This window comes from Streptomyces sp. NPDC059255 (genome assembly GCF_042752355.1).
Lineage (GTDB): Bacteria > Actinomycetota > Actinomycetes > Streptomycetales > Streptomycetaceae > Streptomyces.
In genome coordinates this window covers 27,692-51,514 of the sequence record NZ_JBHYZP010000011.1, presented here as the reverse complement: position 1 = coordinate 51,514, position 23,823 = coordinate 27,692, and the positions used below count along the sequence as shown (strand labels likewise).

Sequence of the window (23,823 nt, the reverse complement as noted above, 5' to 3'; positions counted from 1 at the left end):
GACCGTCACCGATCCGCGGAGAGATAGCTCTTCTCCACGGCGTCGAGGACCTGGCCGGCGCCGGTGTAGCCGATGCCGAGCATCCACAGGTTGTCGTTGACCTTGAAGGCCGTCTTCTTCTTCACCGCGTCCAGGTTCTTCCAGAGCGGACCCGCGGTGGTCTCCGTCTCCTTGGACTTCTTCGCGTCCCCGTAGACGGAGTAGAAGATGACGTCCGCGTCGGCCCGGTCGATCTGCTCCGGGCTGATGTCGAGCGCGAAGCCGTCCTTGTCCTGGTTGGCGGGGCGGCCGACCCGGAGGTCCTTGAAGAGGGAGCCGACGAACGTGTCGTTGAGGTAGAGCCGGGTGTCCGCGCCCTCGATGAACCGTACGAAGCCGACCTTGAGCCGCTGTGCCTCCGCGGCCCCGCCGAGCGCCTCGGTCACCCGTTTGACGTGCGCCTCGTACTCCGAGACGACCTTCTTCGCCTCGTTCTTCCTGCCGAGCGCGTCCGCGTGCAGCTCGAAGTTCTGCCGCCAGGAGGGGCCGGTGGTGTCGGAGAAGACGGTGGGGGCGATCGCGGAGAGCGCCTTGTAGTTCTTCTCGTCGCGGACCTTGCTGCTCAGGATCAGGTCCGGCTTCAGCGCGTTGATCGCTTCGAGGTTGGGCTGTGCGATCAGCCCGACGGACTTGACGCCCTTCAGCCGGTCGGCGGGGAGGTACGTGGAGAAGGGGGCCCGGTCGACGACGGTGGTGGCGCCGACCGGGGTGATCCCGAGGGTGACGGCGGAGTCGAGCGCGTCGGTGTCGAGGACGACGACCCGGCCGGGCGCGTCCTTCACCTGGACGTCGCCCATGACGGTCTCGACGGTGTGCGTGCCGGCGCCCGCGTCGGTGCCCTGGCCCTTGCCCGCCGGTTCGTCGTCGCTGCCGCAGGAGGTGAGGGTGACGGCGAGCGCGGTGGCGGCGGCTGCCACGGTGATACGGCGGGTGAGGGCGGTGGACACGGTGGTCGGCACGGTGGTGGGCCTCCTCGACGGCAGCCCGGATTCTGCCCCGGACCAAGTAAGGCAAACCTAACCATCGGGTCCCGCGTGCAACAAGTCCTTTCGGATCACGCGGGATTACGCCGGTTCACGCCGGTTCACGTCGGATCACGTGGTCACGGCGGGCGTGCGGTCCGTCGCCAGTTTGACGGCGAGGGCGCCCAGGACCGTGCCCATGACGTACCGCTGGACGCGCAGCCACCCGGGGCGCCGGGCGAGGAAGACCGCGACGGTCCCGGCGGCGAGCACGATGAGCAGATTCACGGCCAGGCTCACCGCGATCTGGACACCGCCGAGGACGAACCCCTGGAACAGGACGTGTCCCGCCCCGATGTCGATGAACTGCGGGATGAGCGAGAGGTACATGACGGCGATCTTCGGGTTGAGCAGATTGGTGAGCAGCCCCATCGAGAACAGCCGCCGGGCGGAGTCAGGCGCGAGTTCCTGCGGGGCGAAGACGGAGAGACCGCCGGGCTTCAGCGCCTTCCAGGCGAGCCAGGCCAGGTAGCCGGCTCCCGCGAGCTTCACGGCCAGGTACAGCCCGGGGACGGCGAGGAAGACGAGCGACAGGCCCAGGTTGGCGGCGCTGAGGTAGACGAGGAAGCCGACGGCGACCCCGGCGAGGGAGATCGCCCCCGCGCGCCGGCCCTGCGTGATGCTCCGGGAGACCAGGTACATCATGTTCGGCCCGGGAGTGAGCACCATGCCGAGGGCTACCACGGTGACGCCGAGGACCGCGTTCGTTCCGATCATGCGTCCAGCATCGAAGACGAGTCTCTTCAGCACCAGCGAACAGTTCTTCATGGATGGATGTAGCGCTGCTACATCCGGGGCTGCATCCAGATCCCGGGAAAACAATTCTCGTCCGACCCGCAACCTCGGGCGGGGCCGCACGTCTGTCCGGGTGGAGGCGCCTCCAGTCCGGTCAGTACCCGAGTCCAGTCACCACCCGAGTTGATTCGAGGAACACATGTCCAACCGTCACCGCTCCCCGCGCCCCGTACGAGGAGCCGCCCTCCGCGGCCGGATGCGCATGGTGCTGGGGGCCTCCGCGGCCGTGGTCGCGCTCTCCGCGGGCGGCGCGATGGCCGCCGCCCAGTCGTCGGGCACGGCGACGCCCGTACCGGCCCCCGTCGCGCCGACGGAGGCCCCGGCCCCCGTCCCGGCGGAGCCGACGGAGGTCCCGGCGCCGGTTCCGCCGACCGAGGCCCCGGTTCCGGTGCCGGTTCCGCCGACCGAGGCCCCGGTTCCGGTGCCGGTTCCGCCGACCGAGGCCCCGGCTCCGGTCCCGGTTCCGCCCACGGAGGCCCCGGTTCCGGTGCCGGTTCCGCCGACCGAGGCCCCGGCCCCGGCGCCGGTTCCGCCCACGGAGGCCCCGGTTCCGGTGCCGGTTCCGCCGACCGAGGCCCCGGCCCCCGTCCCGGTCCCCGCGGACGCGAACGGGGTCCCGTACCCGCAGGCCGCACGGGGGTAGCCGGGTGTGGAGCGGCGGTCATGGCCGCTCCACACCCGACAGGGGCTGCCGGCCCGATCACCCGGCGGCCCCACCTCCACCACCTCCACCACCTCACCCCCCTCAGCGCAGGAGCCCCATGACGACAGCGGCGGCGTACCCGTTCGGTCAGGCCGGTCCGGTGTGTACGGCCCCGGTCTCGGCCCCGGCCCCGCCGCGCCGGAGATGGCGGGCGCTCCTGCGCAGCCTTTCCCGGCCACGGGAGCAACGGGCGCACACCACCCCGGGCGTGGGCCCCGGCACCGGTACGGGCATCGGTAAGGGCGTCGGCATCGGCGTCGGTATGGGGAACGGCGCCCCGACCATCGACGACCTCTACCACCACCGCCGGCTCCAACTCGTCCGGCTGGCCCTGCTCCTCGTGGACGACCTCCCCACGGCCGAGGACGTGGTGCAGGACGCCTTCGCCGCGCTGTTCCGCAGGTACGGGGAACGGCTTACCGGCCTGGACGACCCGGAGGCGTATCTCCGTACGTGCGTGGTCAACGCGGCGCGCTCCGTGCTGCGCCGCCGCCGGACCGTACGCGCGCACGTGCCCGAACGGGAGGGCCACGCCCCGGCCGCCGAGGAGTACGTACTGCTGCACGAGGAGCACCGGGAGGTGCTCGAAGCGCTCCGCTCGCTCACCCGGCGCCAGCGCGAGGTGCTGGTCCTGCGGTACTGGTCCCATCTCACCGAGGCCCAGATCGCCGACGCCCTCGGCGTGTCGCGCGGCACCGTCAAGTCCACCGCGAGCCGGGCCCTGGACGCCCTGGGCCGGAAGCTGGAGATAGCCGCATGACCCCGACGACCCCCACGCGCCGCGAGCGGCCGGGCCCCGGCCCCGACGCGCTCGAACGCAGGCTGCGGGAGGCGCTGGAGGCCGGGGCCCGTACGGTCGGACCCGGAGACCTGCGCCGCGCCTCCCCGCCGTCCACGTATCCGCGCCGGCGCTTCCCGGTCCCGGTACGGCTGCGCCGCACCGCGCTGCTGGCGTTCGGCCTGGCCGCGGTGGTGGCGTGTGCCGTACTCGTCCTCGTACCGAGGGACCAGGGCCGGACACAGGAGCCGGCCGGCCCCACCGAGTCGACGCAGCCGACGGAGTCCCCGCGCACCCCGGACCCGGACCCGTCGCGCGTACCGGTCCCGATCCCGATCCCGCCGTCCGCCGACCCCTCGGCGGTACAACCGGTCCCGAGGAGCGAGACCGAAGTACCGGCCGGCGCCCCCGCGCCCCCCACTTCCGACCAGCCGTGAACCGGACCCTGTTCAGTGTCTGTTCGGGTGTGGGCGCGTAGGTCCCGGTGAGGATGCCGACGTGCTGGTGGTACTGGTGGGTGTACCGGTGGGCGGCGTCTCGTACGGGTCCCTGGCGCCGAAACCGTTGGACGCCCTGTGGGTTGGTCGGCGAGCATCCGTAGGTGACAGATGAAGCCGATTGCGGGGGACCGTTCACGCGGAGCCCGAGATGTGTACGTTTTGTCGAGCTGTCCGGCGGAGCGATGTCCGCTCTGCTCGATGGTGACCTGCCCGAAGCCGGCAGGGTGGCCGGGGTTTCGCTGACCGAGTACTTCGTGACCGACAGAGCGCGGTGGCTATGGCGGTTCCGGCTCGACCAGATGGCCGCCGATCCCGGCCGGGCGCGGTGGATGGTGCGACAGGCGATCGTCGGCGACAACGGTCTCGTCGTCGGGCATGCCGGGTTCCACGGACCGCCTGATCAGATCGGCATGGTCGAGATCGGCTACTCCGTCGCTCCCGACTTCCGGCGCCAGGGATATGCCCGATCCGCGCTGATCGAGTTGCTCCGCCGGGCAGCGGCCGAAGCCACGGTCACGACTGTGCGGGCGACGATCAGCCCCGACAACGTGGCATCTCTGGCCACGATCTCGGGCTTCGGCTTCGTCGAGGTCGGAGAGCAGTGGGATGAGGAGGACGGTCGTGAACTCGTCTTCGAGGTTCCTGCCCGCCGGGTTCCACCCGCTTGACGGGAAGGTTCGCGGCGTTGAGCGGCCAGGACTTCGGGTGGTCGGGGTGGCCTGTGGGGCCCGATCGGACAGCGCCTCGTACTCCAGCTGTAGATCGTGATCCGAGAGAGGCGTGCCGGCGAGGGACGGCCGTTACTCCAGCCACATCCCGTCGCGCATGACGACTCTCCCGCGTAGTTCCGGCTCGCCGCGCCAAGCGCGCACAGTCCTCGGGACCACGCGTACATACAGGAAGGAACCCTCTTCCCCGCGTGGGTCCCACTCGAACTTGTCGGTGAACGCCTCCGCCGCGTCCCCGGGCACCTCCTGGTCCGGGAAGCACTCCGCCTCACCCTGGAGGAGCACCACGTCGAAGGTGTCCGGCAGCGCCAGGCGCACGCGCGGCTCTTCGCGGACGTTCCGCGCAGTCACGGAAGTGGCGCCGGTGCACATCCACACTGCTCGCCCATCCCACAGGAACCACAACGGCACCTGGTGCGGCCCGTGATCAGGATGAGCCGTCGACACCCATACATCCCGCTCGGTGACAAGCCGCTCCAGAACATCGCGTATACGCTCTGCCGTCCGGCGGCGAACGACTCCCGTGGTCTCCATGAGAACCGACCCTAGCCAAGCGGGCGTGCAGCACGCCTGAGGCGCAGGACCTACTCCCGGCGACCGATGCCCCCTCGGCTTTTGGCCCGGGGCGACCGACTTCGGTGCTCAGGGTGGCCGGCGGCCGGATTCCCCGACCCGCTCCGCGATCGTCCAGCAGTTCTTGCGCGGCAGGCCGGAGAAGACCGTCGCCATCTACCTGGCCGGACTCCACATCCCAGGCGTCTTCCTCTGGTCCGACCGGTGATCCAACGGGGACTATGACCTGGCGATCTCTTGCCGGAGCTGGTGGGTGAAGCGACGCAGGAGGTCCAATGTTTCTCGGAACTCGGCCCGGCGGTCGTCGCTGCCGTCGGTGGGCCGGGTGCTCCAGACCCGATGCGCGAGAGTATCGGCGAGGTCGACGGTGTCGTCGGCACAGAGCAGGTAGAGGGCTGAGCGTGCTTCCTGCATCTGGTTCGCCAACTCGTTGGCTCCGGGACCGTCGTCACCCAGCCGTGTCTCCTTCAGGTGGTCCAGTAGCTGAACTATGGCCGTGTTGAAGCCGACCCCGGCTTTGAGCTTCTGTTCGCGGAGCCACATGCGGTCCTGTCGGCGCGCGGTGAACCACGAACCGAACACCGCTCCTATGAGGCCGATAGCGGCCCCGATGGCCACAGAAAGGATGTTCTCCACGGTCAGCTCCCCCCGACGTACAGCGCCGCCAGGCTACAGAGGCCGCCGGAGGCGCCGCACTCGACATCACATGCCAAGCGTTCGGTGATCCGAACGAAACGGCCTAGTCCCGGTCGAAGGCGGTGAAGGCGAGGCAGACGACCGTTCCGTCATCCTCCTGTGCCTCGTAGCCGTTTCGTTCCTCCCCGTCGACCGGGAAGAACAGGGCGTTGCCACGGCGGTCCGGATCGGTGACGATCTCGGCGTAGTTGACCCGACGGCCCTCGCCGTCACCGGCCGTGATGATCCGCTCGGCCTCGCGGAGATCGTCCTCGGCATCGCGGCCGCTGACGCGCATCGGGTCGAACGGGGCGCCGCACAGGACGGCGTATTCGTCCATCGGTGCCGGTTCGTAGCCGTTGTACCCGTCGGTCCAGTCGGCCGCGACGATCCGGGCAGGATCGGCGAGCGGCAGGACGACCATGCTCACGCGGGCCACCGCCGGTTCGTCCTCCACCTGAGACCAGTAGAAGCCCGCGTACACCGGGTTGTGCGCTTCGCTTGAGGTCTCCGGGGGGAATGGCCTGGCGGCGCGGAATCGTGGGCGGGGGGCTCGGTGGAAAATCCTTACCTCGGTGGCGGGAAAGGGCGGAGACTTCTCCTATGGCTGACATGGGGGCGTTCCGGGATGCGGTCACCGCGTGGGCAGCCGGTGGTCCTGGTGGTCCCGGTGGTCCGGGTGGGACCGCGCGGGAGCTGGCGGCTCGGCTGGGGGTTCGGACGGCGGTTCTGCTCGAAGGGCCGAGCGATGTCGCGGCGGTGGACACGCTGGCCGCGAGCCGCGGGCGGGACCTGGCGGCCGAAGGGGTCTGCGTACTCTCGATGGGCGGTGCGATGAGCGTCGGGCGTTTCGCCGGCCTCCTCGGGCCACCCGGCCTGGGTCTCCGCCTCACCGGGCTCTGCGACGAGGCGGAACGTCCCTACTACGCCCGCGGCTTGGAACGGGCCGGTGCGGCACAGGCCGGGATCTTCGTCTGTGCGGCGGATCTGGAGGACGAGCTCATCCGCGCGCTGGGGGCGACCCGGGTGGAGGAGCTCGTCCGGGCGGAGGGCGACCTGCGCCCCCTGCAGACCTTCCTGCGCCAGCCCGCGCAGCAGGGCCGCACCGCACAGCAGCAGTTGCGGCGTTTCTTCGGTACGAAGAAGGGCCGCAAGATCCGGTACGGCCACGTCCTCGTCGACGCCCTCGACCCGGACCGGGTCCCCGCGCCGCTCGACGGCCTGCTCGCCGCCCTCTGAGCGGGCCCCGTAACTCCGTTGTGCAGTAAGGGACTTCTACGTATACGGGAGACGCCGGCGGCGCCCCGCGGAAGCGTTCAGGCGCGGTACGCGGTCGTCGCCGTCCGGATGAACGAGGGGATCAGCGGGTTCTCGTCACCTTCGTTCCACGCCGCCACCACACGGCTCGGCGCCATGTCGAGCAGCGGCACCACGGCCAGCTCCCGGGGGTGGTCGTGCCCGAACGGGGTCAGTCCGACCGTACCGTTCCAGATCACTGCCTGCACGCACTCCTGGACGGCCCGTACCACCGGACCCTCGCGTGGCACTCCGCCGTTCCAGTACGAATGCCAGAGCGGATCGGTGCCCTCCGGGAACCGGAACCAGCGCCGGTCGGCCAGGTCGGCCAGTTTCAGGTGTGCGTGGCGGGCCAGCGGATCGTCGGCGCGCAGCACCGCGCCCACCGGGTCGGTCCGCAGCTCGTGGACCGTCAGGCCCGTCTCGTCGAACGGCCCGCGTGTCAGGGCGACATCGACCAGACCGGCGCGCAGCCCGCAGGTCGGATCGGTCAGGTCGGTCTCGCGGATGACGACCTCGACACCCGGGTGACGCCTCCGGTACGCGGCGGCCAGCCGCGCGGCGCCCCGGTCGGTGCCGTCGCCCAGGATGCCGACGGTGAGGGTCGCGGCGCCGACCGCGGCGGCCACGCGTACGCGTACGCGGTCGGCCCGGTCGAGCAGGGTGCGTGCCTCGTCCAGCAGGATCGCCCCGGCCGGGGTGAGTGCGACGCCCGCCGCGGAGCGGTGCAGCAGCGTGGCGCCGAGGTCGGTCTCCAGTCGCCTGATCGCCCGGCTCAGCGGCGGCTGGCTCATGTGCAGCCGGGCGGCGGCCCGGCCGAAGTGGAGTTCCTCGGCGACGGCCACGAAATAGCGCAGCGTGCGTAACTCCATGCCCAGGCACGATACCCGCGGGTTATCGGCGCGACCTCATCGGTCTTGGACGGCCGCGGTGTCCGGTCAGCGGACGACGTCGAGGATGTTCATCTGCAGGCCGTTGGCGTACACGGCGTGCTCGACGAGCTTGAGCTTCTGGGTGTCCTTGTCGGTGGCGGGGAACAGGCGCTTGCCCGCGCCGAGCAGCAGCGGGTAGACGAGCAGGTGGTAGCGGTCGATCAGGCCCGCGTCCGCGAGGCTGTGGTTGAGGGCGACGCTGCCGTGGACGATGATCGGGCCGCCGTCGGTCTCCTTGAGGGCGGCGACCTCGTCGAGGGTGCGCAGGATGGTGGTCTCGCCCCAGTTCGGGACGAGCCTGTCCTCGGTGAGGGTGGTGGAGACGACGTACTTCGGCATGATCTTGTAGCGGGCGAAGTCGTCCATGTCGGGCCATACCGGGCTGAACGCCTCGTAGCTGGCCCGGCCCAGCAGGATCGCGGTGGACTCCTGCTGCTCCCGTTCCTTGATGGTGAACGCTTCCGGGACGAATTCGACGTCCTTGAAGGTCCAGCCGGAGTTGCGGTAGCCGGGTTCGCCGCCCGGGGCCTCCATGACGCCGTCGAGCGAGATGAAGGCGGAGCTGATCAGCGTACGCATGCTGGTTCCTCGGATTCTGGCGTGCGGTTCATCTCTGCGAGGCACTCAGAATCCACCCGACAAAAAAATTTGTCAAGACGAGGATAATTGTCGGTGAGCCGGGAGCCGGGAGCCGGGAGGGGGGAGAGGGAGGGGGACGAGGAACGGGAAGGGGAAGGGGACGAAGAACGGGAAAGATCGTCATGACCGTTGTGGACCTTCTCGTCCTCGCGGGTCTCGCCGTTCTCGTGGCCGTCGCTGTCTCCGGGGCGCTTCGCGAGGTGCTTCGTGAAATGCCGCTCGATCGCCCGGTGGACGCGGGCGTCGTTGGCGCCCTGGGCGAGCAGCAGCGGGGTACGGATCCGGTCGACCATGGTGATGGGCGAACGGGCGAGCATGTCGGCACCGGTCCGAACCGTGCCCTTGGGGCACGGTCAAGTAGGGGCGTCGGTCACGTGCGGGCGTCAATCGCGTACGGGTGTCCGTCGCGTACGGGCGTCGGTTTCGCCGAGTGAGCGGAGGCGGCACATATCCGGCTCCGCCGGGAGGGAGCGGGCAGGGCAGGGCGGAGGGAGAGCAGGCCCGGCCGGGCGGAGGCCCGGCGATTCCCCGCGCTCCCCGGACCCGTACGAGAGGCTCTAGATCACCGGCGGGCGGCCCAGTGCCGTCATCCGGCCCACCGTGCGCCACCGGATCGGGCGCCGCGTCCCGCACGCCGTCCGTACGCCCTCGGCGAATCCGCCGAACCAGGCGCGCAGCCCGCTCACCGACCGCGTACGCGCCACCGTGAGCAGGATCCACGTGGCGAGGTAGAGCGGCACCAGGACCGCGGGCAGATGGCGGCGCGCCAGCCAGACCCGGTTGCGGGCGGTCATCCGGTAGAACTCGGCGTGCCGGGCGGGGGAGGTGCGCGGGTGCTGGAGGACCAGCTCCGGCTCGTAACGGATCGTCCAGCCCGCGTCCAGCGCGCGCCACGCGAGGTCGGTCTCCTCGTGCGTGAAGAAGAACTCGTCCGGCCACCCGCCGGTCTCCGCCAGCATCGCCATGGACAGCGCGTGCCCGCCGCCGAGGAAGGTGGTCACCTCGCCGGCGCGCATCGGGTCCTTCGCGCGCAGCCGGGGGATGTGGCGCCGCTGGGTGAAGCCGGTCTCGTCCGCGATCCGGAAGCTGACGATGCCGAGCCGGGGCCGGCCCTCGTACAGATCGGCGATACGAGTGAACACGTCGGCCTCGATGAGCAGCCCGTCGTCGTCCAGGTCCACGAGGACGTCCACGTCACCGGCCTCGCGGAGCTTCTCCATGGCGACGTTGCGCCCGCCGGAGACGCCCAGGTTCTCCGGCAGCTCGATCCCGATGACGCCCGCGGGCAGCTCCGGCAGCGGGGCGCCGTTGCCGACGACGACGATCCGGGTGGCGGGCTCCCGCTGCTTGGCCACGGAGTCCAGCAGGGCACGCAGCTCGACGGGCCGGGTTCCCATGGTCAGTACGGCCACACCCACACGCGGTCGGGACACGTCCAGATCACTCCAGCACTCGTTCGCTCTACGACGGACAGACAGACGGACAGACGGACAACAGGGGAACAGCGGAAGACACACGGGCCGACGGGGGGCGGCGCGAAGACCGTGCGTCGATGCTAACCGGCGCTCTCCACTCCCCGGACACCCGAAGATGTTCCGGCGGACGCCGGAGGTTCATCTTGCCGCCCGTGACGCCCGCACCAGGCGGCCTGTGGGGGCGGAGCCACGGCACTGTGCTCGGTCACACATACGACGAGGGCGCCGGGACCGGGTGACACGTACGGCGGGCGTGTCGCCAGGGCCCGCCTCCAGGGCCCGCCCCAGGGGTCGGCCGCTGTCCGGAACGACCTCAACAACCCCGGGAAGTTCACGGATATCACCGGTCGACCACAGCCCGAATTCATCTCCGTCGTCACTGTGTCCACGATCACTCCCCTGTGGCACACTGCCCGCATGCCGGAGCACGGGGGTGGGGCATGAGTGAGCCGCGGTCCGCGCCGACGATCGGCCAACTCGTCCTGAGCAAGCAGCTCCAGGCGTTCCGCGAAAGGGCCGGTCTCGGCCGGGACCAGGCCGCCAGGCTGCTGCGCGTCGCGCCGGCCACCATCCGCCGGATGGAGATGGCCGAGGTCGCGCTCAAGATCCCGTACGTGCAGCTCCTGCTGGCCGCGTACGGCGTCCCCGAGGACGAGGTGACGGGCTTCCTCCACCTTGCCGAGGAGGCCAACCGGCCGGGCTGGTGGCAGCGCTTCCACGACATACTGCCGGGCTGGTTCGGCGGCCATGTCAGCCTCGAAGAGGCCGCCAGGACCATCCGCTGCTACGAGCCGCACTTCGTGCCGGGGCTCCTCCAGACCGAGGAGTACGCCCGGACGATCCTGACCTACGGCGAGGTCGGACGCAGCGACCCGGCCCGCGTCGAGCGCCATGTCGCGCTCCGCATGGAGAGACAGACGCTGCTGACCAGACCCGGCGCGCCCGCCTTCTGGGCGATCCTGGACGAGACGGTGCTGCGGCGCCGCGTCGGATCGCCGGCCGCGATGCGCGCCCAGATCGACCGGCTGCTGGAGGCCGCCGAACTGCCGAACGTGACACTCCAGATGGCCCCGTTCGCCGCCGGACACCACCCCGGCACGTACAGCCCGTTCGTCCTCTTCCGCTTCACGGTCCCCGAGATGCCCGACATGGTCTACGTCGAGTATCTGACCGGTGCGCTCTACCTCGACGGTACCCGCGAGGTGTCGCAGCACAAGGAGGCGATGGACCGCATGGCCGCGCACGCGGAGTCGGCGCAGCGGACGAAGCAGATCCTCGCCGACTTCCGCCGGGAGCTGTGACCGGGCGGGACTCCGCGGATTCCCCTCCGGGTCTCCCGGACCCCCTCGGGCCCCCAGGCCCCCCTCGGGCCCCCAGGCCCCCCTCGGGCCCCCAGGCCCCCCACGGCCCCCATGCTTCTTGTCGCCCGATGGCCGGGTTTGCCCCTGGAGTGCTCGGGCAGGCGGGCCGGTGTCAGCGATTTCGACACTGTAGGGAGCGCGACATGACCGCCGACAAGAATTCCTCGAAGACCTCCGCGAAGGCCGACCAGGTCAAGGGCGCGATCAAGGAGACCGTCGGTCGAGCGGTCGGCAACGAGCGGCTGACCGCCGAGGGCAGGGCCGAGCGCGCCAAGGGCGACCTGCGCGAGGCCGGCCACAAGGCCAAGGACGCGTTCGAGCGGTGAGCGCGTGGCCCGGCCCCTTCGGCGGAGGCGGCTGCCGGTGCAGAGTCCACGGGCGATGGCCCGGCCGCCAGGCGTCACCTCGGTGACCCGGACGGCCGGGCCATCGCCCTGTACGGCTCCCCGGGCCGTGGCGGTCCCGGCCCCCGGCCGCAGCCCGCGGCTGTCGGCCCCGCGGCCGTCGGCCCCGCGACTCGTGTGCGCACGGCGCCGTTGCGCGGGCGGGTATGTCCTCCTACGTTTCCCCCATGCTCACCAAACAGCAAGCAGCCGAAGCAGTCCGTGGCGCCAAGGCCGAACTCGGTCTGACGTGGGCGCAGCTCGCCGAGGCGGTCGGCCGGCCCGTGGCCTGGACCACCGCCGCGCTGCTCGGCCAGCATCCGATGAGTGCGGAGCAGGCCGAGGCCGCCGCGTCGCTGCTCGATCTCGGCGCGGACGTGGTCCAGGCGTTCCGGCTCCAGCCCACGCGCGGCGCGCTCGACTCGGCCGTGCCCGTCGATCCGACCGTCTACCGGCTCTACGAGGTCATCCAGGTGTACGGGCCGACCATCAAGGAGCTGATCCACGAGGAGTGCGGCGACGGCATCATGAGCGCCATCAACTTCCGGCTGGATGTGAAGCGCGTGCCCGACCCTGCGGGTGACCGGGTGGTCATCACGCTCGACGGGAAGTACCTCCCGTATCAGTGGTAGCGCTGCCGAGGACAAAGGCCCGGCCGGCTTTCCCGCCGACCGGGCCTTTCCCTTACCGCAACCGCGTGCCGCCTGCCGCGTGCCGCGTACGGAACGCCGCGTGCGGAACGGTACGTACGGAACGTCAGTCCGTGACCTCGATACGGCCGTCCGGACCCGTGCCCTTCGGCGCCGTGCCGTTCGCCGCCGGGGCCGCCGCGGATGTGGCCGCCCCCGTCAGGGACTTGCCCGCCGTCACGCCCTTCAGCAGCTCCGCGAGGTCGACCCCCGTGGTGGAGCTGAGGAGTTCGACGCCCTGGGCGACGTTGTCCGCGACCGTACGGGCGAGCTGGCTCGCGCCGTCCGTGGAGATGACCGTCATCTTGTCCACCGCGCTCAGCGGCTCGGACGCCTTCTCCACCACCGACGGCAGCACCTCGACGAGCATCTGGAGGACGGCCGCGTCGCCGTACCGCGCGAACGCGTCCGCCTTCTTGTGCATCGCCTCCGCCTCGGCCGCGCCCTTCGCGAGGATCGCCGCGGCCTCCGACTCACCCTCGATCCGTACGGCGGCGGCGAGCGCGGCGCGGTGCGCCTTCTCGCCCTCACCGGTGAGGCGGGAGCGCTCGGCGTCCGCCTCGGCCTGCTTGACCAGGGCGATCCGGCGGGCCTCGGCCTCCTGCTCGGCCTGATAGCGCGCGGCGTCGGCGGGCTTACGCACCTTCGTGTCCAGCTCGCGGTCGGTCAGCGCGGCCTGGCGCTCGGCGACCTTCTCCTGCTCCATGAGCACGTCCTGCTCGCGTGCCGCCTGGGCCAGCGGACCCGCCGCGGCGGCGCGGGCCACCGCCTCGTCCGTCTCGGCCTTGATCTCGGCCTGCTTGAGCTGGAAGGTCCGCTGGGCGATCGCGATCTCTTCCTCGGCCTTCAGCCGCGCCTGCTCGGCGGCGCGCCGCGAGACCGCCTCCGCGATGTCGGCCTCCTGCTTGGCGCGGGCGGCCTCGGGACGGCCGAGGTCCTCCAGGTACGAGCCCTCGGTGGTGATGTCCTGGATCTGGAAGGCGTCCAGCACCAGGCCCTGCCCGGAGAGGCTCGCCTCCGCCTCCTCCGCGACCTGGCCGGCGAAGGCCGCGCGGTCACGGATGATGTCCTCGACCGACATCCGGCCGACGATGGAACGCAGCGCGCCCGAGAGGACTTCCTGGGTGAAGCCGACGATGCCGCCCTGCTGCTGGAGGAAGCGCTGGGCCGCGGCGCGGATGGAGTCCTCCGTGCCGCCGACCTTGACGATGGCGACGCCTTCGAGGTTGGCCTTCACCCCGCGCAGGGTGACCGCGCCGCGCACCGCGATCGGGATGTGGCGGCTGGACAGGTCCAGGGTGAACTTCTGCTGGACGAACGGCACGACGAAGACGCCGCCGCCCACCACGACCTTCTGGCCGCTGTTGTCGATGGAGACGCGGCCGGTGTTCGGGTCGGTCGACTTCTTGCCGCGTCGGCCGGTGACGATGAACGCCTGGCTGGGGCCCGCCACCTTGTAACGCGTGATGACGGCCAGGGCCAGCAGAACGACGAGTACGACGATCCCCAGCACGGCGATGACGACTGGACTCATGGGGCTCTCTCCCTTGCCTCCCGGGGGACGGCAGATCGGAACGGTTCGCGCGGCGGCGGTGCGGCGGCGGACGCCGCGGGTGCGACATGAGCCGTATGCGCCGCATGTGCCGCGCGCTGTACAAAACGGGGGACGCCCGCAGACGACCCGGACGGTCCGGTCAGCGCTGGACGGGCCGTACGGAGACGGAGCTCGCGGAGAGCGTCGCCTCCACCCAGATCTCCGTGCCGTACGCCACCGGCTCCACGCTCTTGGCGGAGAACTTCATCGGCTGTCCGCCGAGCCGCAGCAGCACCTCGCCGTAGCCGGTGGCCGGAATCGCCGTGACCACCGTGCCCGACGACCCCACGAGGTCGTCGCCGCGCGGAGTGACGGCCGTCTGGTCACGCATCAGCGCCCTGCTGAACTTCCACGTCAGCCAGCCGGCACCGACACCGGCCGCCGCCCCCACAGCGACGGCCGGGCCGGTGCCGAGTTGAGTGGTGCCGAGGACGAGTGCGCCACCGAAGCCGAGCATCGAGACGAACCCGGCGATCACGGGCAGCGACAGCAGACCGTCGAAGAGCCCGTCCAGGACCCCGGCCCCGTCGAAGAGCCCTTCGAGCACCCCGTCGAAGATCAGCGAAAGGACGAGCAGCACGATCCCCGCGATGCCGATACCGAGAAACAAGGTCATCGGATCAACCTCCCCCACTGGCGCGATGTCCTCGGCCAGGGCCCCATCGTCGCATAGTTGGCCGGAACCCGACATTGCCGTTTTCCGGCAGTCTTAACGCGTTCTTAATGCCGGTAGGTGTGCGGAAGTTCCCCGCGGCGCCCTGATCGGTCCCGGAAGGATTCAGAAGGTTTCAGAAGGTTTTGGCCGGCCAGTCCATGAGCCTGGCCCCGATCACCGCGGTCTGCAAGGTGTAACGGTGCACCGGATCGCCCGGGTCGGCGCCGGTGAGCCGGTGGATCCGTTCCAGCCGGTACGTCAGCGCCCGCACGCTCAACGACAGCCGCCGCGCCGCCTCCGCCGCCACACACCCCGCGTCGAAGTAGACGGAGAGCGTTTCGAGCAGCGGCTCGGCACCGCCGCGCGCCGACTCCAGCGGCCCGAGCGTGTTGAGGACCAGGTCCGCCATGGCCTGCCGGTCGCGGGTCAGGACCGGATAGACCAGCAGATCGGCGGCGCGCAGCACGGGCCCCTCCAGATCGAGCCGTTCGGCGAGGTCGAGCACGCTCAGCGCCTCCTCGTACGACTGCACCACCCCGCCCACCCCCGGCTGCGGCCGGCCGACGGCGACCCGGCCGCCGTCCGTGGCCGCGAAGGCCTGCTTGGCGAAGTACGAGAGGACCTCGCCCTGATCACCGGGCGCGATGCACACCAGCCGCCCCGCCTTGGTCGTCAGCAGCACACTGCGGTCCCCGAACCGCCCGATCAGGGCCTGCTCCACGGAGCGCGGTACGGCGTCCTCCTCGTCGTACGCGACCCAGCCCTCCGCCACCGCCACGGCGTGCTCGTACGACAGCCGCAGCCCGAACCGCTCGGCGCGCTCCGCCAGCCGCCCCAGATCGCTGCGCCCGTACAGCAGGTCGTCGATGAACTCCCGCCGCGCGGCGGCCTCCTGGCGCACCGCGAGCCGCTGCGCCCGCTCGTACCCCTCGGCGAACGCGTCCACGGCCTGCTCGACGGCGGCGAGCACACTGTCCGCGGCGCCGCTGTCGGCCCCGGTGGCGGGCCAGTGCGCGCGCGCCGCCGCCAGATGCGCCCCGACGAGCGCCCGCAGCGCGAACCCGGCCTCGGCGGCCTGCTCCCCCAGCTCCCGCCGGGCGAGCAGCTCCTCCCGGCTGAGCCGCCGGCCGGTGGCGGCGACGGCCACCAGGATCCGGGCGTACCCGTCCATGTACTCGTCGGGTATCCCGTGCCCTGTCACGCCCGCTCCCGGTCTGTCGGCGACTTGAGATGACCGGAACCGGCCTCTGCCTTTCTAGCAAGGATTCCGCAAGGGTCCGGCAAGGCTTCCGTCCGCGGGGCGGGGCAGTGAAGGGGAGCACACGCACACGGGGAGCACGAGCACTCACCCATCCACACGCTCACATGCACGCACGCACACACACTTCGGGGGAGACATGTCTGTGTCGAGTACGTCCGTCAAGCCGGTGCCGGCGGAGAGCCGCGAGTGGCTGACCCTGGTGGAGCGCAAGAGGGTCCTGGCCGTGGCACACACCGTCACGTACGCGAAGCGCCTGCTCGACGTCCTGGCGCTGCTGGAGTCGGACTTCCGCGTACAGGTGGTGTTCACGGCGCCGCCGCACGCCTTCGGCGGCGAGGTGCCGCAGTTCCTCGGGCGGCTCGGGAGCCCGCTGCTGCCGTGGGACGAGGCCACGAGGACGAGGTTCGACCTCGCCCTCACGGCGGGGCCGCGCGGCGTCGAGCAGGTGCGCGCCCCGCTCATCACGCTGCCGCACGGCGCCAACTACGTGAAGCGGCTGACCGGCGGCCCGGACGCGGGTGTGGCCGGGCTGCGACGGCGCGACCTGATCCCGGGCGGGGTGATGCCCGCCGCCGTCGTCGTGCCGCACCACGACGATCTGCGCGAACTCCACCGGTACTGCCCGGAGGCGCTGCCGGTCGCCCATGTCGTCGGCGACCCGGTGCACGACAGGATCATGGCGAGCCTGCCGCTGCGGGCCGCGTACCGCCGTGCGCTCGGCGTCGGCAAGAAGCAGAAGCTGGTGGCCGTCCTCTCGACGTGGGGGCCCAGGTCGGCGTTCGGCGGGTTCGAGACGCTGCTGCCGCGGCTGATCGGGGAGCTGCCGCCCGCGCGCTACCGTACGGCCGTCCTCGTGCACCCCAACGTCTGGTCGGGACACGGGCCGTGGCAGGTCAAGGCGTGGCTGGCGCGGTGCGTCCAGCGCGGGATCGGACTGGTGCCGCCCGAGGCCGACTGGCGCAGTGTGCTGATCGCCGCGGATGCCATCATCGGTGACCACGGCTCGGCCACCGTGTACGGAACGCTCACGGGAGCCCCGGTGCTGCTGGCCTCGTCGCCGGAGGCCGAGATCAACCCGGCGTCGCCGGCCGCCGCGCTCGCGCTCGCCGCTCCCGCGCTCTCCCCGGCCCATCCGCTCGCCGACCAGCTCGACTACGCGGCGGCCGAGTACCGGCGGGACGAACACGCGGCGATCTCCGCGCGCATCACCTCGGAGCCCGGCCGCTTCAACCGGAACATGCGGCGCCTGATGTACCGGGTCCTGGGCCTCGGACAGCCGGCGCACGAGCCGGCGACGGTCCCGCTGCCGGACCCGAGCCTCCCGGACACCTGGCGCACGGGGCCGGGGCCGGGGCGGCGGGAGGTGTCGGCGTGAGGGGCTTCGTCGCGCACTTCGTCGCCGTCGACTGGGCCGACCCGGGCGGTACGGGGCTCCGGGGGCCCGGGGGCGGTACGGTGCCGGCGCTGCCCGGCCGGGCGCTCGTCGCCCGTATCGCCCCCGCCGGGGGCTGCCCCGGCCGCGCTCGGGAGGGAGCGTGCGCTCCGCCGCTCGACGAGCATCTGGCCGTCGACGCCGACGCCTGCCGGGATCCGGGCCGGCTGGAGTGCGCCGATGTGCTCCAGACGGGCCGGACGCGGCCGGCCACCGACGCGCTGCGGTGGCTCGCGGAGACCCGGGCCTCCCACCCCGGAGCCCGGCTGATCGCGGCGCCGCTCCCCGGTGGCGGCTGGGCGGCGGCCGGGGACGACGGCGATCGGGGCGGTGTCCTCCTGCCGCCGGGTGTCTTCCCGTCGCCCGGAGTCCTCGTGCCGTCCGGTGCCTTCCTGCCGTACGGGACCCCGTACGGGACGCCCTCCGGTCGTACGACTCCGGGCTGGTCGCTGGTCCCGTCCTGTCTGCACGGCTGGCTGGTGGCGGGCCACACGCTGCGCGAGCTGTGCGAGCCGCGCCTCAACCGGTGCCAGGGGAACGGAGGCTGAGCCGGAGCCTGCGCGCGTCGGCCGGGCTGGTCGTCTCGTACAGGGCGAGTGCTCGGGCGTGGTGATCGCCGGCCTCGCCGGTCCCGCCGTGTTCCCGGGCGCTGTCGCCGAGCATCTCCAGCGTGCGTGCCTGCCAGTGCGTGGCCCCGGAGGCGGTGAACACGGCGAGAGCCTCCTCCAGTTCGGCCACCCCCGCCGCGTACGCGCCGGCGGCGGCGCGGGCCCGGCCCAGGAACGCGAGGGCGCGGGCCGCGTCGTGCGGGTCGCGCACGGCGAGCAGACCTTCGCGGGCCCGGCCGAAGAGAGCGAGGGCGCCCGCGTGGTCGCCGTCCGCGAGGGCGAGTTCACCGAGCACGATCCGGGCCAGCGCGGCGCCGCGCGGATAGCCGCACCCTTCCCAGACCTCGATGGCGCGACGCAGGTACGGGGCCGCCTCGGCCGGGCGTCCCGCCTCGCGGTGGCAGGAGCCGAGGCCCAGGAGGGCCTGCCCCTCGTCCCGTACGTCGCCCGCCTCCCGCGCGGCCCCGAGGGAGGCGGCGTACCACGCGGCGGCGTCGTCGGTCCGTCCGGCGGCGCTCAGTCCGATCGCCCCGGAGTTGAGCATCTGCCGTTCGCCGTCCTTGTCGCCGGCGTGCCGGGCGGCGTCCCGGCCGATCTCGTGGGCCTCGATCCACAGGTCGTAGTGGCGCAACCGGAGGAACAGCGGCCAGAGACTGTCCACCAGTTGCCAGGACATTGCATACCAGCCGCGCTCCGCCGAGGTCCGTACGGCGGCCATCAGATTCATCCGGTGGGCGTCCAGCCAGCCGAGCGCGCCGACGTCGTCCGCGTACGGCAGCGGGTCCGTTCCCGTTCCCGGGTCCGTTCCAGGTGGCGGGCCGTAGGTGCTCCGTAACGTGAACTGGGCCGGTGTCAGCCGCTTCTGGGCCTCCGTCGCCGTCCGCAGATACCAGACACAGACCCGGCGCAGCGCCTCCTCGCGGACGGCTCCGGTGTCGTCCGCGACCGCGCGGTCCCGGGCGTGGATACGGACCAGGTCGTGGAAGCGGCAGGTGTCCGGACCGATGTCCTCGACCAGATTGGCCTCGATCAGTTCGTCGAGCCGGCGCTCGGCCCACTCCAGCGACTCGGCGCAGACCGCGGCGGCCGTCCACGCGTCGAAGGTACGTACGGGGAGCACGCCGAGGCGCCGGTAGAGGAGCGCGGACTCGGTGCTCAGCACCGCGTACGACACGTCCAGTGCCTTGCGCACGGTGGCTTCTCCTTCTCCTGCGGCGTCGAGCGCGGCCAGCCGGCCCGCTTCGTGTGCGAGTGCGTGCGCGAGGGTCCTGAGCGGCTGTCTGGGGCGCGACGCCAGCCGTGCGGAGGCGAGACAGAGCGCGAGGGGCAGCCCGGCACAGAGGGCCACCACCTGCTGGGCGGAGCGCGGTTCACCGGCGACCCGCTCGGCGCCGATGCCCTGCGACAGCAACTCCACGCCCGCGGCCGGACCGAGTACCCCGAGCGGGTGGAACCGGGCCCCGTCGAGCCGGAGTCCGGGGAGCCGGCGGCGGCTGGTCACGACGACGAGGGTGTCGGGACCACCGGTGAGCAGAGGTTTCACCTGCGCCGCGGTCAGCGCGTTGTCGAGCACCACGGCGATCCGCAGCGCGGCGGAGCGGGACCGCCAGAGCGAGGCCAGCTCGGCCGGATCGGTGGGGACCGACCGGGCGCCGAGAGCCCGGAGGAAGTGCGCCAGGACCTCGCTGGGCCGCACCGGGTCGCCGACCGAGTGGCCGCGCAGGTCGGCGTACAACTGGCCGTCCGGGAAATCTGGTTGGAGTTCCCGGAGCCAGCGCGACACCAGGGTCGTCTTGCCGATCCCGGCCGGGCCGGTGACGACGATCAGCGGCCGGTCCCCGTCGCCCGCGCGCAGGGCGTCGAGAGCGGCCAGGTCGGTGCGCCGGCCGGTGAAGTGCGAGGGCACGGGCAGGAGCTGCCGTGGTGTCGGTGGGCGTTCCCCGTCCACAGGGGCCGCGTGCAGATGGATTCCGCCCTGTACGGTCCCGGCCTGGACCGAGGGTCCGTACAACTGGGCGGAGCCGCCTATGGTGTTGCCCCGGTTCTCGTCGCGCGCCGTATTCATCCGCTCGCCCCCGTCGCTCGCTGTCCGGGTTCCTACCCAGACCGTGACCCGAACGATGCAGGGCACACGGAGGCTGTCTGGCGGGCCTCTCCTCTTCGTGCCATGCTCGGATGAAATTGGACGAACCAGCGGGGGGCGCTGGTGGATTTCCACTTACTCGGGCCTGTGGAACTCCGGCTGGACGGGCAGCGGCTGGAGCTGGGATCGGACAAGGAGAGGGCGGCGCTCGCCACGCTCGCGCTGGACGTGGGGCGTCCCGTCTCCATCGACACGCTCATGGGCCGGCTGTGGGAGAACGACGACGCGCCGGAGCACGCGCGTGCGAACACGCACACGTACATCTCCCGGGTGCGAAGACGGCTGCGCCTGGCCGGGGACGCGCCGGGGGCCCCGCAGATCATCGGCCGTGCGCACACGTATGTGCTGGAGGTGGACGCCCAGCACGTCGACTGGTTCCGTTTCCAGCGACTTGTGGCGCGGGCGGCCACGCTGGTCACCGGCGGGGACGACGAGCAGGCGCTGGCCCTGCTCGCCGGCGCGGAACAGCTCTGGCAGGGTGAGGCGCTGGCCGGGCTGCCGGGCGAGTGGGCCGTGCGCGTACGCGGAACTCTGGCGGAGCGCCGCCTCGCGGCCACGGTGTCCCGTAACGCCGCCGCCCTGCGAACGGGCCGCTTCACCGACCTGGCCGACGAACTCTCCGCGCTGGCCGACCAGCACCCGGGCGACGAGGCGATCGCGGCCCAGCTGATGCTGGCGCGGTACGGCTGCGGGAGATACACGGAGGCGTTACGGGTCCACGAGCGGATCCGCCGGCTGCTGCTGTCGGAGTACGGCTCCCGCCCCGGCGTGGAGCTGAACCGGATCCACCGGGGGATCCTCGACCGGGTGGCGCCGGCGGAGCTGGTACGGGGCGTGCTGGGCGCGCCGGGGCGGGTGACGGCCGGGGCACGGACCGACGGGGCCTCCTCGCCACTCCGCTCGTCGTCGGCCACGCCGTCCACGCCGTCCACGCCGTCCACGCCGTCCGCGTCGTCCAAATCGACCGGTTCGGTCCCGGCGCCGTCGCCGGTACGGGAGCCGTTGCCGCCCAGAAATCTGCCGCATCAGTCACCGCTGGTCGGCCGGGGGCCGGAGTTGCGGGCGCTGGGCGCCGTGATCGACACGGTGGCGACGGACGCGCCGGTCATCACCCTGGAGACGGTCAGCGGAATGGCAGGGGTCGGTAAAACGGCCATCGCCGTACATATGGCACGCCATCTCGCCGGACGGTTTCCGGCCGCGCAGCTCTACCTCGATCTACGGGCCCACTCCCCGGCCCAGGAGCCGCTGAACCCCGCCGAGGCTCTGGCCACACTGCTGCGCCTGCTCGGTGCGCCCGCCGACGAGATCCCCATGGAACTGGAGGGCCGCACGGCGCTCTGGCGAACCATGCTGGCGGAGCGCCGAGCGGTCATCGTCCTCGACGACGCGGCCAGTGCGGAACAGGTCCGCCCCTTGCTGCCCGGGGGATCGGCGTCCTTGACGATCATCACCAGCCGTCGGCATCTCGCGGGGCTTCCGTACGCGCTGCCGATCCACCTGGACGTGCTGCCGGCCGCCGACGCGATCGCGCTCTTCCGGCGGTTCGCCGGGGAGGACCGTACGCGGGACGTCGAGCAGACGGAGCGGATCGTCCGGATATGCGGCTACCTGCCGCTGGCGATCGAACTGGTCGCCAACCGCTTCCGCGCCCGCCCCTCCTGGACGCTCGCCACCCTCGCCGAGCGACTGGGCCGGCCTTCGGGCCGGCTCGCGGAAATCCGCGACGCCGATCAGAGTTTGCGACTGGCGTTCGATCTCTCGTACCGCACGCTGACGGGACCGCAGCGCGTTGCGTTCCGTCGTCTGGGGCTGCACCCGGGTGCCGAGTTCACGGTGGACGTGGCCGCGGCGCTTCTGGGTCTCCCGGAAGCGGTGACCGAGCGATTGATCGAAGACCTGTTGGCCTGCCATCTGCTCAGGGAACCCGAACCGGACAGGTATCGGTTCCATGATCTCTTGGCGGAGTACGCCCGCGGTCTGGCGATGGCCGAGGACGGCGAACAGGACTGCGGAAGCGCGCTGCGCCGTGTGATCGACTTCTACGCCGAAGCGGCTGATCGCGCCGACCGCCTGCTGTACCCGCGTCGCCTGCGGATCCCCGGTCGGGCGGGCTCCGTCACCGGGGTGGGCAAAAGCGCCGACGAGGACGCGGCCAGGTCCTGGTTCGTCGTCGAACGGGGCAATCTGCTGGCGGCCGAGAAGTGTGCGCGGACCCATGGGCATCCGGAGTTGGCGGCCCAACTGGCCTACGGGATCGCTGGTTTCCTGGACGCCGAGTGCCACTGGCAGGACGCCGCCACCGTTCTTGAGCATGCCGTCACCCACTGGACCGGCACGGCCGACCGGCGTGCGCTCTGCCGTGCCCTGATCTGTCTCGGCGCCACCCAGGCGAACATCGGCGGCTATGCGGAGGCCGGGGAGACCGACCGGCGGGCGCTGGAGATCGCGCGGACTACGGGGGACCGCGAGGCGGAGGCGGAGATCCTTCGGATTCAGGGCGTACTGAGCTGGCACATGGGAGAGAATCGGAGCGCACTGGTCCACTTTCAGGGCTCCTTCGCCATCACGTCCCTGTCAGGTGATATATGGGACAAAGGGCGCGCTTATAACAATGTTGCCGTATCCCTGCTGTACCTGCTTCAGTATGATCGGGCGCTGGGGCATTTCAAGAATGCTCTTGAGTCCTTCGCTGCTGCGGGAGACCGCGTGTCGGTCGGCAAGACCTTGAATAATTTGGGCGACTTACAAATACGCGTGGGGGATCGGGAAGCTGCTCGCCGTTCCTATGAGGAAGCTATTTCCGTGCTGGAATCCACCGGGAATCGGTACGACCGGGCGACCGCTCGGGGAAGCCTCGCGGATCTGCTCATGGAGTCGGCGGAATCTGAAAGCGCTCTCTCTTTGTACCGGGAGTCCTTGGCCGAATTCCAGGCGCTCGGCGACCGGAAAAGTCAGGCCGACACGCTGATCGGCGTGGGCGAGGTGTACCGCAGGGCCGGTGACGGCGACAAGGCGTCCGGATATTACCTGGATGCCCTGGAGACGGCTCGCGCGATCGGCGCGTCCCACCAGGTGGGGCAGGCTCTACGCCGGCTCGCGCAGGTCGACTTCGCGTGCGGTCGGCTCGACGCGGCGGCGGAGCGCCTGGAAGAGGCGGTCGCCACGGCCGTCAGGACGCAGGACCTCGACGAAGAGGTCGGTTCCCGTACGGTCCTGGCGGAGGTGCGGCTCGCGGCGGGCGACGGAGCGGAGGCTCGGTCGCAGCTGGTCCAATTGCTCGCCGCCGTGGAAGGTGTCGACGCCGAGGAAGCGGGTCGGATCCGGGCCCGACTGGGCGAAGTCGAGCAGGCTCTCAATACTTCAACTATCAAATAAGCCGCGTGGTAGGAGAATCGGCTTGCCGGCCGGTCCATGGGAAAGGAGCTGATTTCTCCTCTTCGAAAACATGCGCTAGCCTTCCGAAGATCCACTAGGATAACGCCAGGAAGGCAGAGGGAAAACTCCTCCATGAAGCGCAAGCTTTCTATCGTCGCCATGAA

General features: G+C 71.3%; 24 protein-coding genes. 10 read left to right on the top strand and 14 right to left on the bottom strand.

Going from position 1 to position 23,823, the window contains the following annotated elements:
* Nucleotides 1-5: 5 nt before the first annotated feature.
* The 3 genes from ACFXKG_RS15835 to ACFXKG_RS15825 all read right to left on the bottom strand — a co-directional run bounded on the left by ACFXKG_RS15835 (nt 6) and on the right by ACFXKG_RS15825 (nt 2,393).
* On the bottom strand, nt 6-998 hold the full coding sequence (locus tag ACFXKG_RS15835) for an ABC transporter substrate-binding protein (RefSeq protein WP_384838160.1): 993 nt from the start codon (nt 996-998) through the stop codon (nt 6-8).
* Nucleotides 999-1,133: 135 nt separating this feature from the next.
* Nucleotides 1,134-1,778, bottom strand: coding sequence for a LysE family translocator (locus tag ACFXKG_RS15830; protein ID WP_384838157.1), 645 nt, complete (start codon nt 1,776-1,778; stop codon nt 1,134-1,136).
* Between the two features lie 228 nt (nt 1,779-2,006).
* The gene (locus ACFXKG_RS15825) at nt 2,007-2,393 is read right to left on the bottom strand and encodes a hypothetical protein (protein ID WP_384838155.1); all 387 of its coding nucleotides are present in this window, start codon (nt 2,391-2,393) and stop codon (nt 2,007-2,009) included.
* Nucleotides 2,394-2,617: 224 nt separating this feature from the next.
* Here ACFXKG_RS15825 and ACFXKG_RS15820 point away from each other — a divergent pair, with 224 nt between their 5' ends.
* The 3 genes from ACFXKG_RS15820 (at nt 2,618) to ACFXKG_RS15810 (ending at nt 4,505) form a co-directional block, all read left to right on the top strand.
* On the top strand, nt 2,618-3,319 hold the full coding sequence (locus ACFXKG_RS15820) for a SigE family RNA polymerase sigma factor (protein WP_384838154.1): 702 nt from the start codon (nt 2,618-2,620) through the stop codon (nt 3,317-3,319).
* The gene (locus ACFXKG_RS15815; RefSeq protein WP_384838151.1) at nt 3,316-3,774 is read left to right on the top strand and encodes a hypothetical protein; all 459 of its coding nucleotides are present in this window, start codon (nt 3,316-3,318) and stop codon (nt 3,772-3,774) included. The genes ACFXKG_RS15820 and ACFXKG_RS15815 overlap by 4 nt, the downstream gene beginning before the upstream one ends.
* 245 nt (nt 3,775-4,019) lie before the next feature.
* Nucleotides 4,020-4,505: a GNAT family N-acetyltransferase gene (locus ACFXKG_RS15810; protein ID WP_384838148.1), complete on the top strand. Its 486-nt coding sequence runs from the start codon at nt 4,020-4,022 to the stop codon at nt 4,503-4,505.
* Between the two features lie 132 nt (nt 4,506-4,637).
* Here ACFXKG_RS15810 and ACFXKG_RS15805 read toward each other — a convergent pair whose 3' ends face one another.
* The 3 genes from ACFXKG_RS15805 to ACFXKG_RS15795 form a co-directional block, all read right to left on the bottom strand.
* Nucleotides 4,638-5,099, bottom strand: coding sequence for a pyridoxamine 5'-phosphate oxidase family protein (locus ACFXKG_RS15805; protein ID WP_384838145.1), 462 nt, complete (start codon nt 5,097-5,099; stop codon nt 4,638-4,640).
* Nucleotides 5,100-5,357: 258 nt separating this feature from the next.
* On the bottom strand, nt 5,358-5,774 hold the full coding sequence (locus ACFXKG_RS15800; RefSeq protein ID WP_384838142.1) for a hypothetical protein: 417 nt from the start codon (nt 5,772-5,774) through the stop codon (nt 5,358-5,360).
* Nucleotides 5,775-5,877: 103 nt separating this feature from the next.
* Entirely contained in the window at nt 5,878-6,270 is a 393-nt protein-coding gene (locus ACFXKG_RS15795; protein ID WP_384838140.1) for a hypothetical protein, read from the bottom strand.
* Between the two features lie 146 nt (nt 6,271-6,416).
* On the opposite strand from ACFXKG_RS15795, the gene ACFXKG_RS15790 reads away from it, so the two are divergent.
* On the top strand, nt 6,417-7,052 hold the full coding sequence (locus ACFXKG_RS15790; RefSeq protein WP_384838138.1) for a TOPRIM nucleotidyl transferase/hydrolase domain-containing protein: 636 nt from the start codon (nt 6,417-6,419) through the stop codon (nt 7,050-7,052).
* A 77-nt stretch (nt 7,053-7,129) separates the two neighbouring features.
* Here ACFXKG_RS15790 and ACFXKG_RS15785 read toward each other — a convergent pair whose 3' ends face one another.
* From ACFXKG_RS15785 to ACFXKG_RS15770, 4 genes are all read right to left on the bottom strand, one after another.
* The gene (locus ACFXKG_RS15785; protein ID WP_384838135.1) at nt 7,130-7,981 is read right to left on the bottom strand and encodes a LysR substrate-binding domain-containing protein; all 852 of its coding nucleotides are present in this window, start codon (nt 7,979-7,981) and stop codon (nt 7,130-7,132) included.
* Nucleotides 7,982-8,047: 66 nt separating this feature from the next.
* Nucleotides 8,048-8,620 carry a dihydrofolate reductase family protein gene (locus tag ACFXKG_RS15780; protein WP_384838132.1) on the bottom strand — a complete coding sequence of 191 codons (573 nt, stop codon included), beginning with the start codon at nt 8,618-8,620 and terminating at the stop codon, nt 8,048-8,050.
* Complete coding sequence (locus ACFXKG_RS15775; RefSeq protein ID WP_384838129.1) at nt 8,608-8,997, bottom strand: alpha/beta hydrolase family protein; 390 nt, start codon at nt 8,995-8,997, stop codon at nt 8,608-8,610. Before ACFXKG_RS15775 ends, ACFXKG_RS15780 begins: the two co-directional genes overlap by 13 nt.
* 240 nt (nt 8,998-9,237) lie before the next feature.
* A complete protein-coding gene (locus ACFXKG_RS15770) occupies nt 9,238-10,077 on the bottom strand; it encodes a glycosyltransferase family 2 protein (RefSeq protein ID WP_384838472.1) in 840 nt (279 codons plus the stop codon).
* Between the two features lie 518 nt (nt 10,078-10,595).
* On the opposite strand from ACFXKG_RS15770, the gene ACFXKG_RS15765 reads away from it, so the two are divergent.
* From ACFXKG_RS15765 to cynS, 3 genes are all read left to right on the top strand, one after another.
* Entirely contained in the window at nt 10,596-11,456 is an 861-nt protein-coding gene (locus ACFXKG_RS15765) for a helix-turn-helix transcriptional regulator (protein WP_384838126.1), read from the top strand.
* A 203-nt stretch (nt 11,457-11,659) separates the two neighbouring features.
* A complete protein-coding gene (locus ACFXKG_RS15760) occupies nt 11,660-11,842 on the top strand; it encodes a CsbD family protein (protein WP_384838123.1) in 183 nt (60 codons plus the stop codon).
* Nucleotides 11,843-12,087: 245 nt separating this feature from the next.
* Nucleotides 12,088-12,531: a cyanase gene (gene cynS, locus ACFXKG_RS15755; RefSeq protein WP_384838121.1), complete on the top strand. Its 444-nt coding sequence runs from the start codon at nt 12,088-12,090 to the stop codon at nt 12,529-12,531.
* A 124-nt stretch (nt 12,532-12,655) separates the two neighbouring features.
* On the opposite strand, the gene ACFXKG_RS15750 is transcribed toward cynS, so the two are convergent.
* The 3 genes from ACFXKG_RS15750 to ACFXKG_RS15740 all read right to left on the bottom strand — a co-directional run bounded on the left by ACFXKG_RS15750 (nt 12,656) and on the right by ACFXKG_RS15740 (nt 16,008).
* Nucleotides 12,656-14,122, bottom strand: coding sequence for a flotillin family protein (locus tag ACFXKG_RS15750; protein ID WP_384838119.1), 1,467 nt, complete (start codon nt 14,120-14,122; stop codon nt 12,656-12,658).
* Between the two features lie 160 nt (nt 14,123-14,282).
* Complete coding sequence (locus tag ACFXKG_RS15745) at nt 14,283-14,798, bottom strand: hypothetical protein (RefSeq protein WP_384838116.1); 516 nt, start codon at nt 14,796-14,798, stop codon at nt 14,283-14,285.
* A gap of 172 nt (nt 14,799-14,970) precedes the next feature.
* Nucleotides 14,971-16,008: a PucR family transcriptional regulator gene (locus tag ACFXKG_RS15740; RefSeq protein WP_384838469.1), complete on the bottom strand. Its 1,038-nt coding sequence runs from the start codon at nt 16,006-16,008 to the stop codon at nt 14,971-14,973.
* A 289-nt stretch (nt 16,009-16,297) separates the two neighbouring features.
* Here ACFXKG_RS15740 and ACFXKG_RS15735 point away from each other — a divergent pair, with 289 nt between their 5' ends.
* Together ACFXKG_RS15735 and ACFXKG_RS15730 are read left to right on the top strand one after the other, a co-directional pair.
* A complete protein-coding gene (locus ACFXKG_RS15735) occupies nt 16,298-17,473 on the top strand; it encodes a hypothetical protein (RefSeq protein WP_384838466.1) in 1,176 nt (391 codons plus the stop codon).
* Nucleotides 17,470-18,078, top strand: a complete 609-nt coding sequence (locus tag ACFXKG_RS15730) for a hypothetical protein (RefSeq protein WP_384838114.1) — start codon at nt 17,470-17,472, stop codon at nt 18,076-18,078. Before ACFXKG_RS15735 ends, ACFXKG_RS15730 begins: the two co-directional genes overlap by 4 nt.
* On the opposite strand, the gene ACFXKG_RS15725 is transcribed toward ACFXKG_RS15730, so the two are convergent.
* Complete coding sequence (locus ACFXKG_RS15725; RefSeq protein ID WP_384838111.1) at nt 18,050-20,203, bottom strand: ATP-binding protein; 2,154 nt, start codon at nt 20,201-20,203, stop codon at nt 18,050-18,052. The two genes, ACFXKG_RS15730 and ACFXKG_RS15725, sit on opposite strands and share 29 nt — an antisense overlap.
* A 165-nt stretch (nt 20,204-20,368) precedes the next feature.
* On the opposite strand from ACFXKG_RS15725, the gene ACFXKG_RS15720 reads away from it, so the two are divergent.
* Nucleotides 20,369-23,659: a BTAD domain-containing putative transcriptional regulator gene (locus tag ACFXKG_RS15720; RefSeq protein ID WP_384838108.1), complete on the top strand. Its 3,291-nt coding sequence runs from the start codon at nt 20,369-20,371 to the stop codon at nt 23,657-23,659.
* Nucleotides 23,660-23,823: the final 164 nt, after the last annotated feature.

What these genes read in the sequence shown, in the direction of transcription:
- ACFXKG_RS15785 (WP_384838135.1), bottom strand. Translation starts at nt 7,981, where the DNA reads ATGGAGTTACGCACGCTGCGCTATTTCGTGGCCGTCGCCGAGGAACTC.
- ACFXKG_RS15815 (WP_384838151.1), top strand. Translation starts at nt 3,316, where the DNA reads ATGACCCCGACGACCCCCACGCGCCGCGAGCGGCCGGGCCCCGGCCCC.
- ACFXKG_RS15765 (WP_384838126.1), top strand. Translation starts at nt 10,596, where the DNA reads ATGAGTGAGCCGCGGTCCGCGCCGACGATCGGCCAACTCGTCCTGAGC.
- ACFXKG_RS15745 (WP_384838116.1), bottom strand. Translation starts at nt 14,798, where the DNA reads ATGACCTTGTTTCTCGGTATCGGCATCGCGGGGATCGTGCTGCTCGTC.
- ACFXKG_RS15750 (WP_384838119.1), bottom strand. Translation starts at nt 14,122, where the DNA reads ATGAGTCCAGTCGTCATCGCCGTGCTGGGGATCGTCGTACTCGTCGTT.
- ACFXKG_RS15820 (WP_384838154.1), top strand. Translation starts at nt 2,618, where the DNA reads ATGACGACAGCGGCGGCGTACCCGTTCGGTCAGGCCGGTCCGGTGTGT.
- ACFXKG_RS15780 (WP_384838132.1), bottom strand. Translation starts at nt 8,620, where the DNA reads ATGCGTACGCTGATCAGCTCCGCCTTCATCTCGCTCGACGGCGTCATG.
- ACFXKG_RS15775 (WP_384838129.1), bottom strand. Translation starts at nt 8,997, where the DNA reads ATGCTCGCCCGTTCGCCCATCACCATGGTCGACCGGATCCGTACCCCG.
- ACFXKG_RS15725 (WP_384838111.1), bottom strand. Translation starts at nt 20,203, where the DNA reads ATGAATACGGCGCGCGACGAGAACCGGGGCAACACCATAGGCGGCTCC.
- ACFXKG_RS15760 (WP_384838123.1), top strand. Translation starts at nt 11,660, where the DNA reads ATGACCGCCGACAAGAATTCCTCGAAGACCTCCGCGAAGGCCGACCAG.
- cynS (WP_384838121.1), top strand. Translation starts at nt 12,088, where the DNA reads ATGCTCACCAAACAGCAAGCAGCCGAAGCAGTCCGTGGCGCCAAGGCC.
- ACFXKG_RS15805 (WP_384838145.1), bottom strand. Translation starts at nt 5,099, where the DNA reads ATGGAGACCACGGGAGTCGTTCGCCGCCGGACGGCAGAGCGTATACGC.
- ACFXKG_RS15790 (WP_384838138.1), top strand. Translation starts at nt 6,417, where the DNA reads ATGGCTGACATGGGGGCGTTCCGGGATGCGGTCACCGCGTGGGCAGCC.
- ACFXKG_RS15740 (WP_384838469.1), bottom strand. Translation starts at nt 16,008, where the DNA reads ATGGACGGGTACGCCCGGATCCTGGTGGCCGTCGCCGCCACCGGCCGG.
- ACFXKG_RS15810 (WP_384838148.1), top strand. Translation starts at nt 4,020, where the DNA reads ATGTCCGCTCTGCTCGATGGTGACCTGCCCGAAGCCGGCAGGGTGGCC.
- ACFXKG_RS15830 (WP_384838157.1), bottom strand. Translation starts at nt 1,778, where the DNA reads ATGATCGGAACGAACGCGGTCCTCGGCGTCACCGTGGTAGCCCTCGGC.
- ACFXKG_RS15770 (WP_384838472.1), bottom strand. Translation starts at nt 10,077, where the DNA reads ATGGGAACCCGGCCCGTCGAGCTGCGTGCCCTGCTGGACTCCGTGGCC.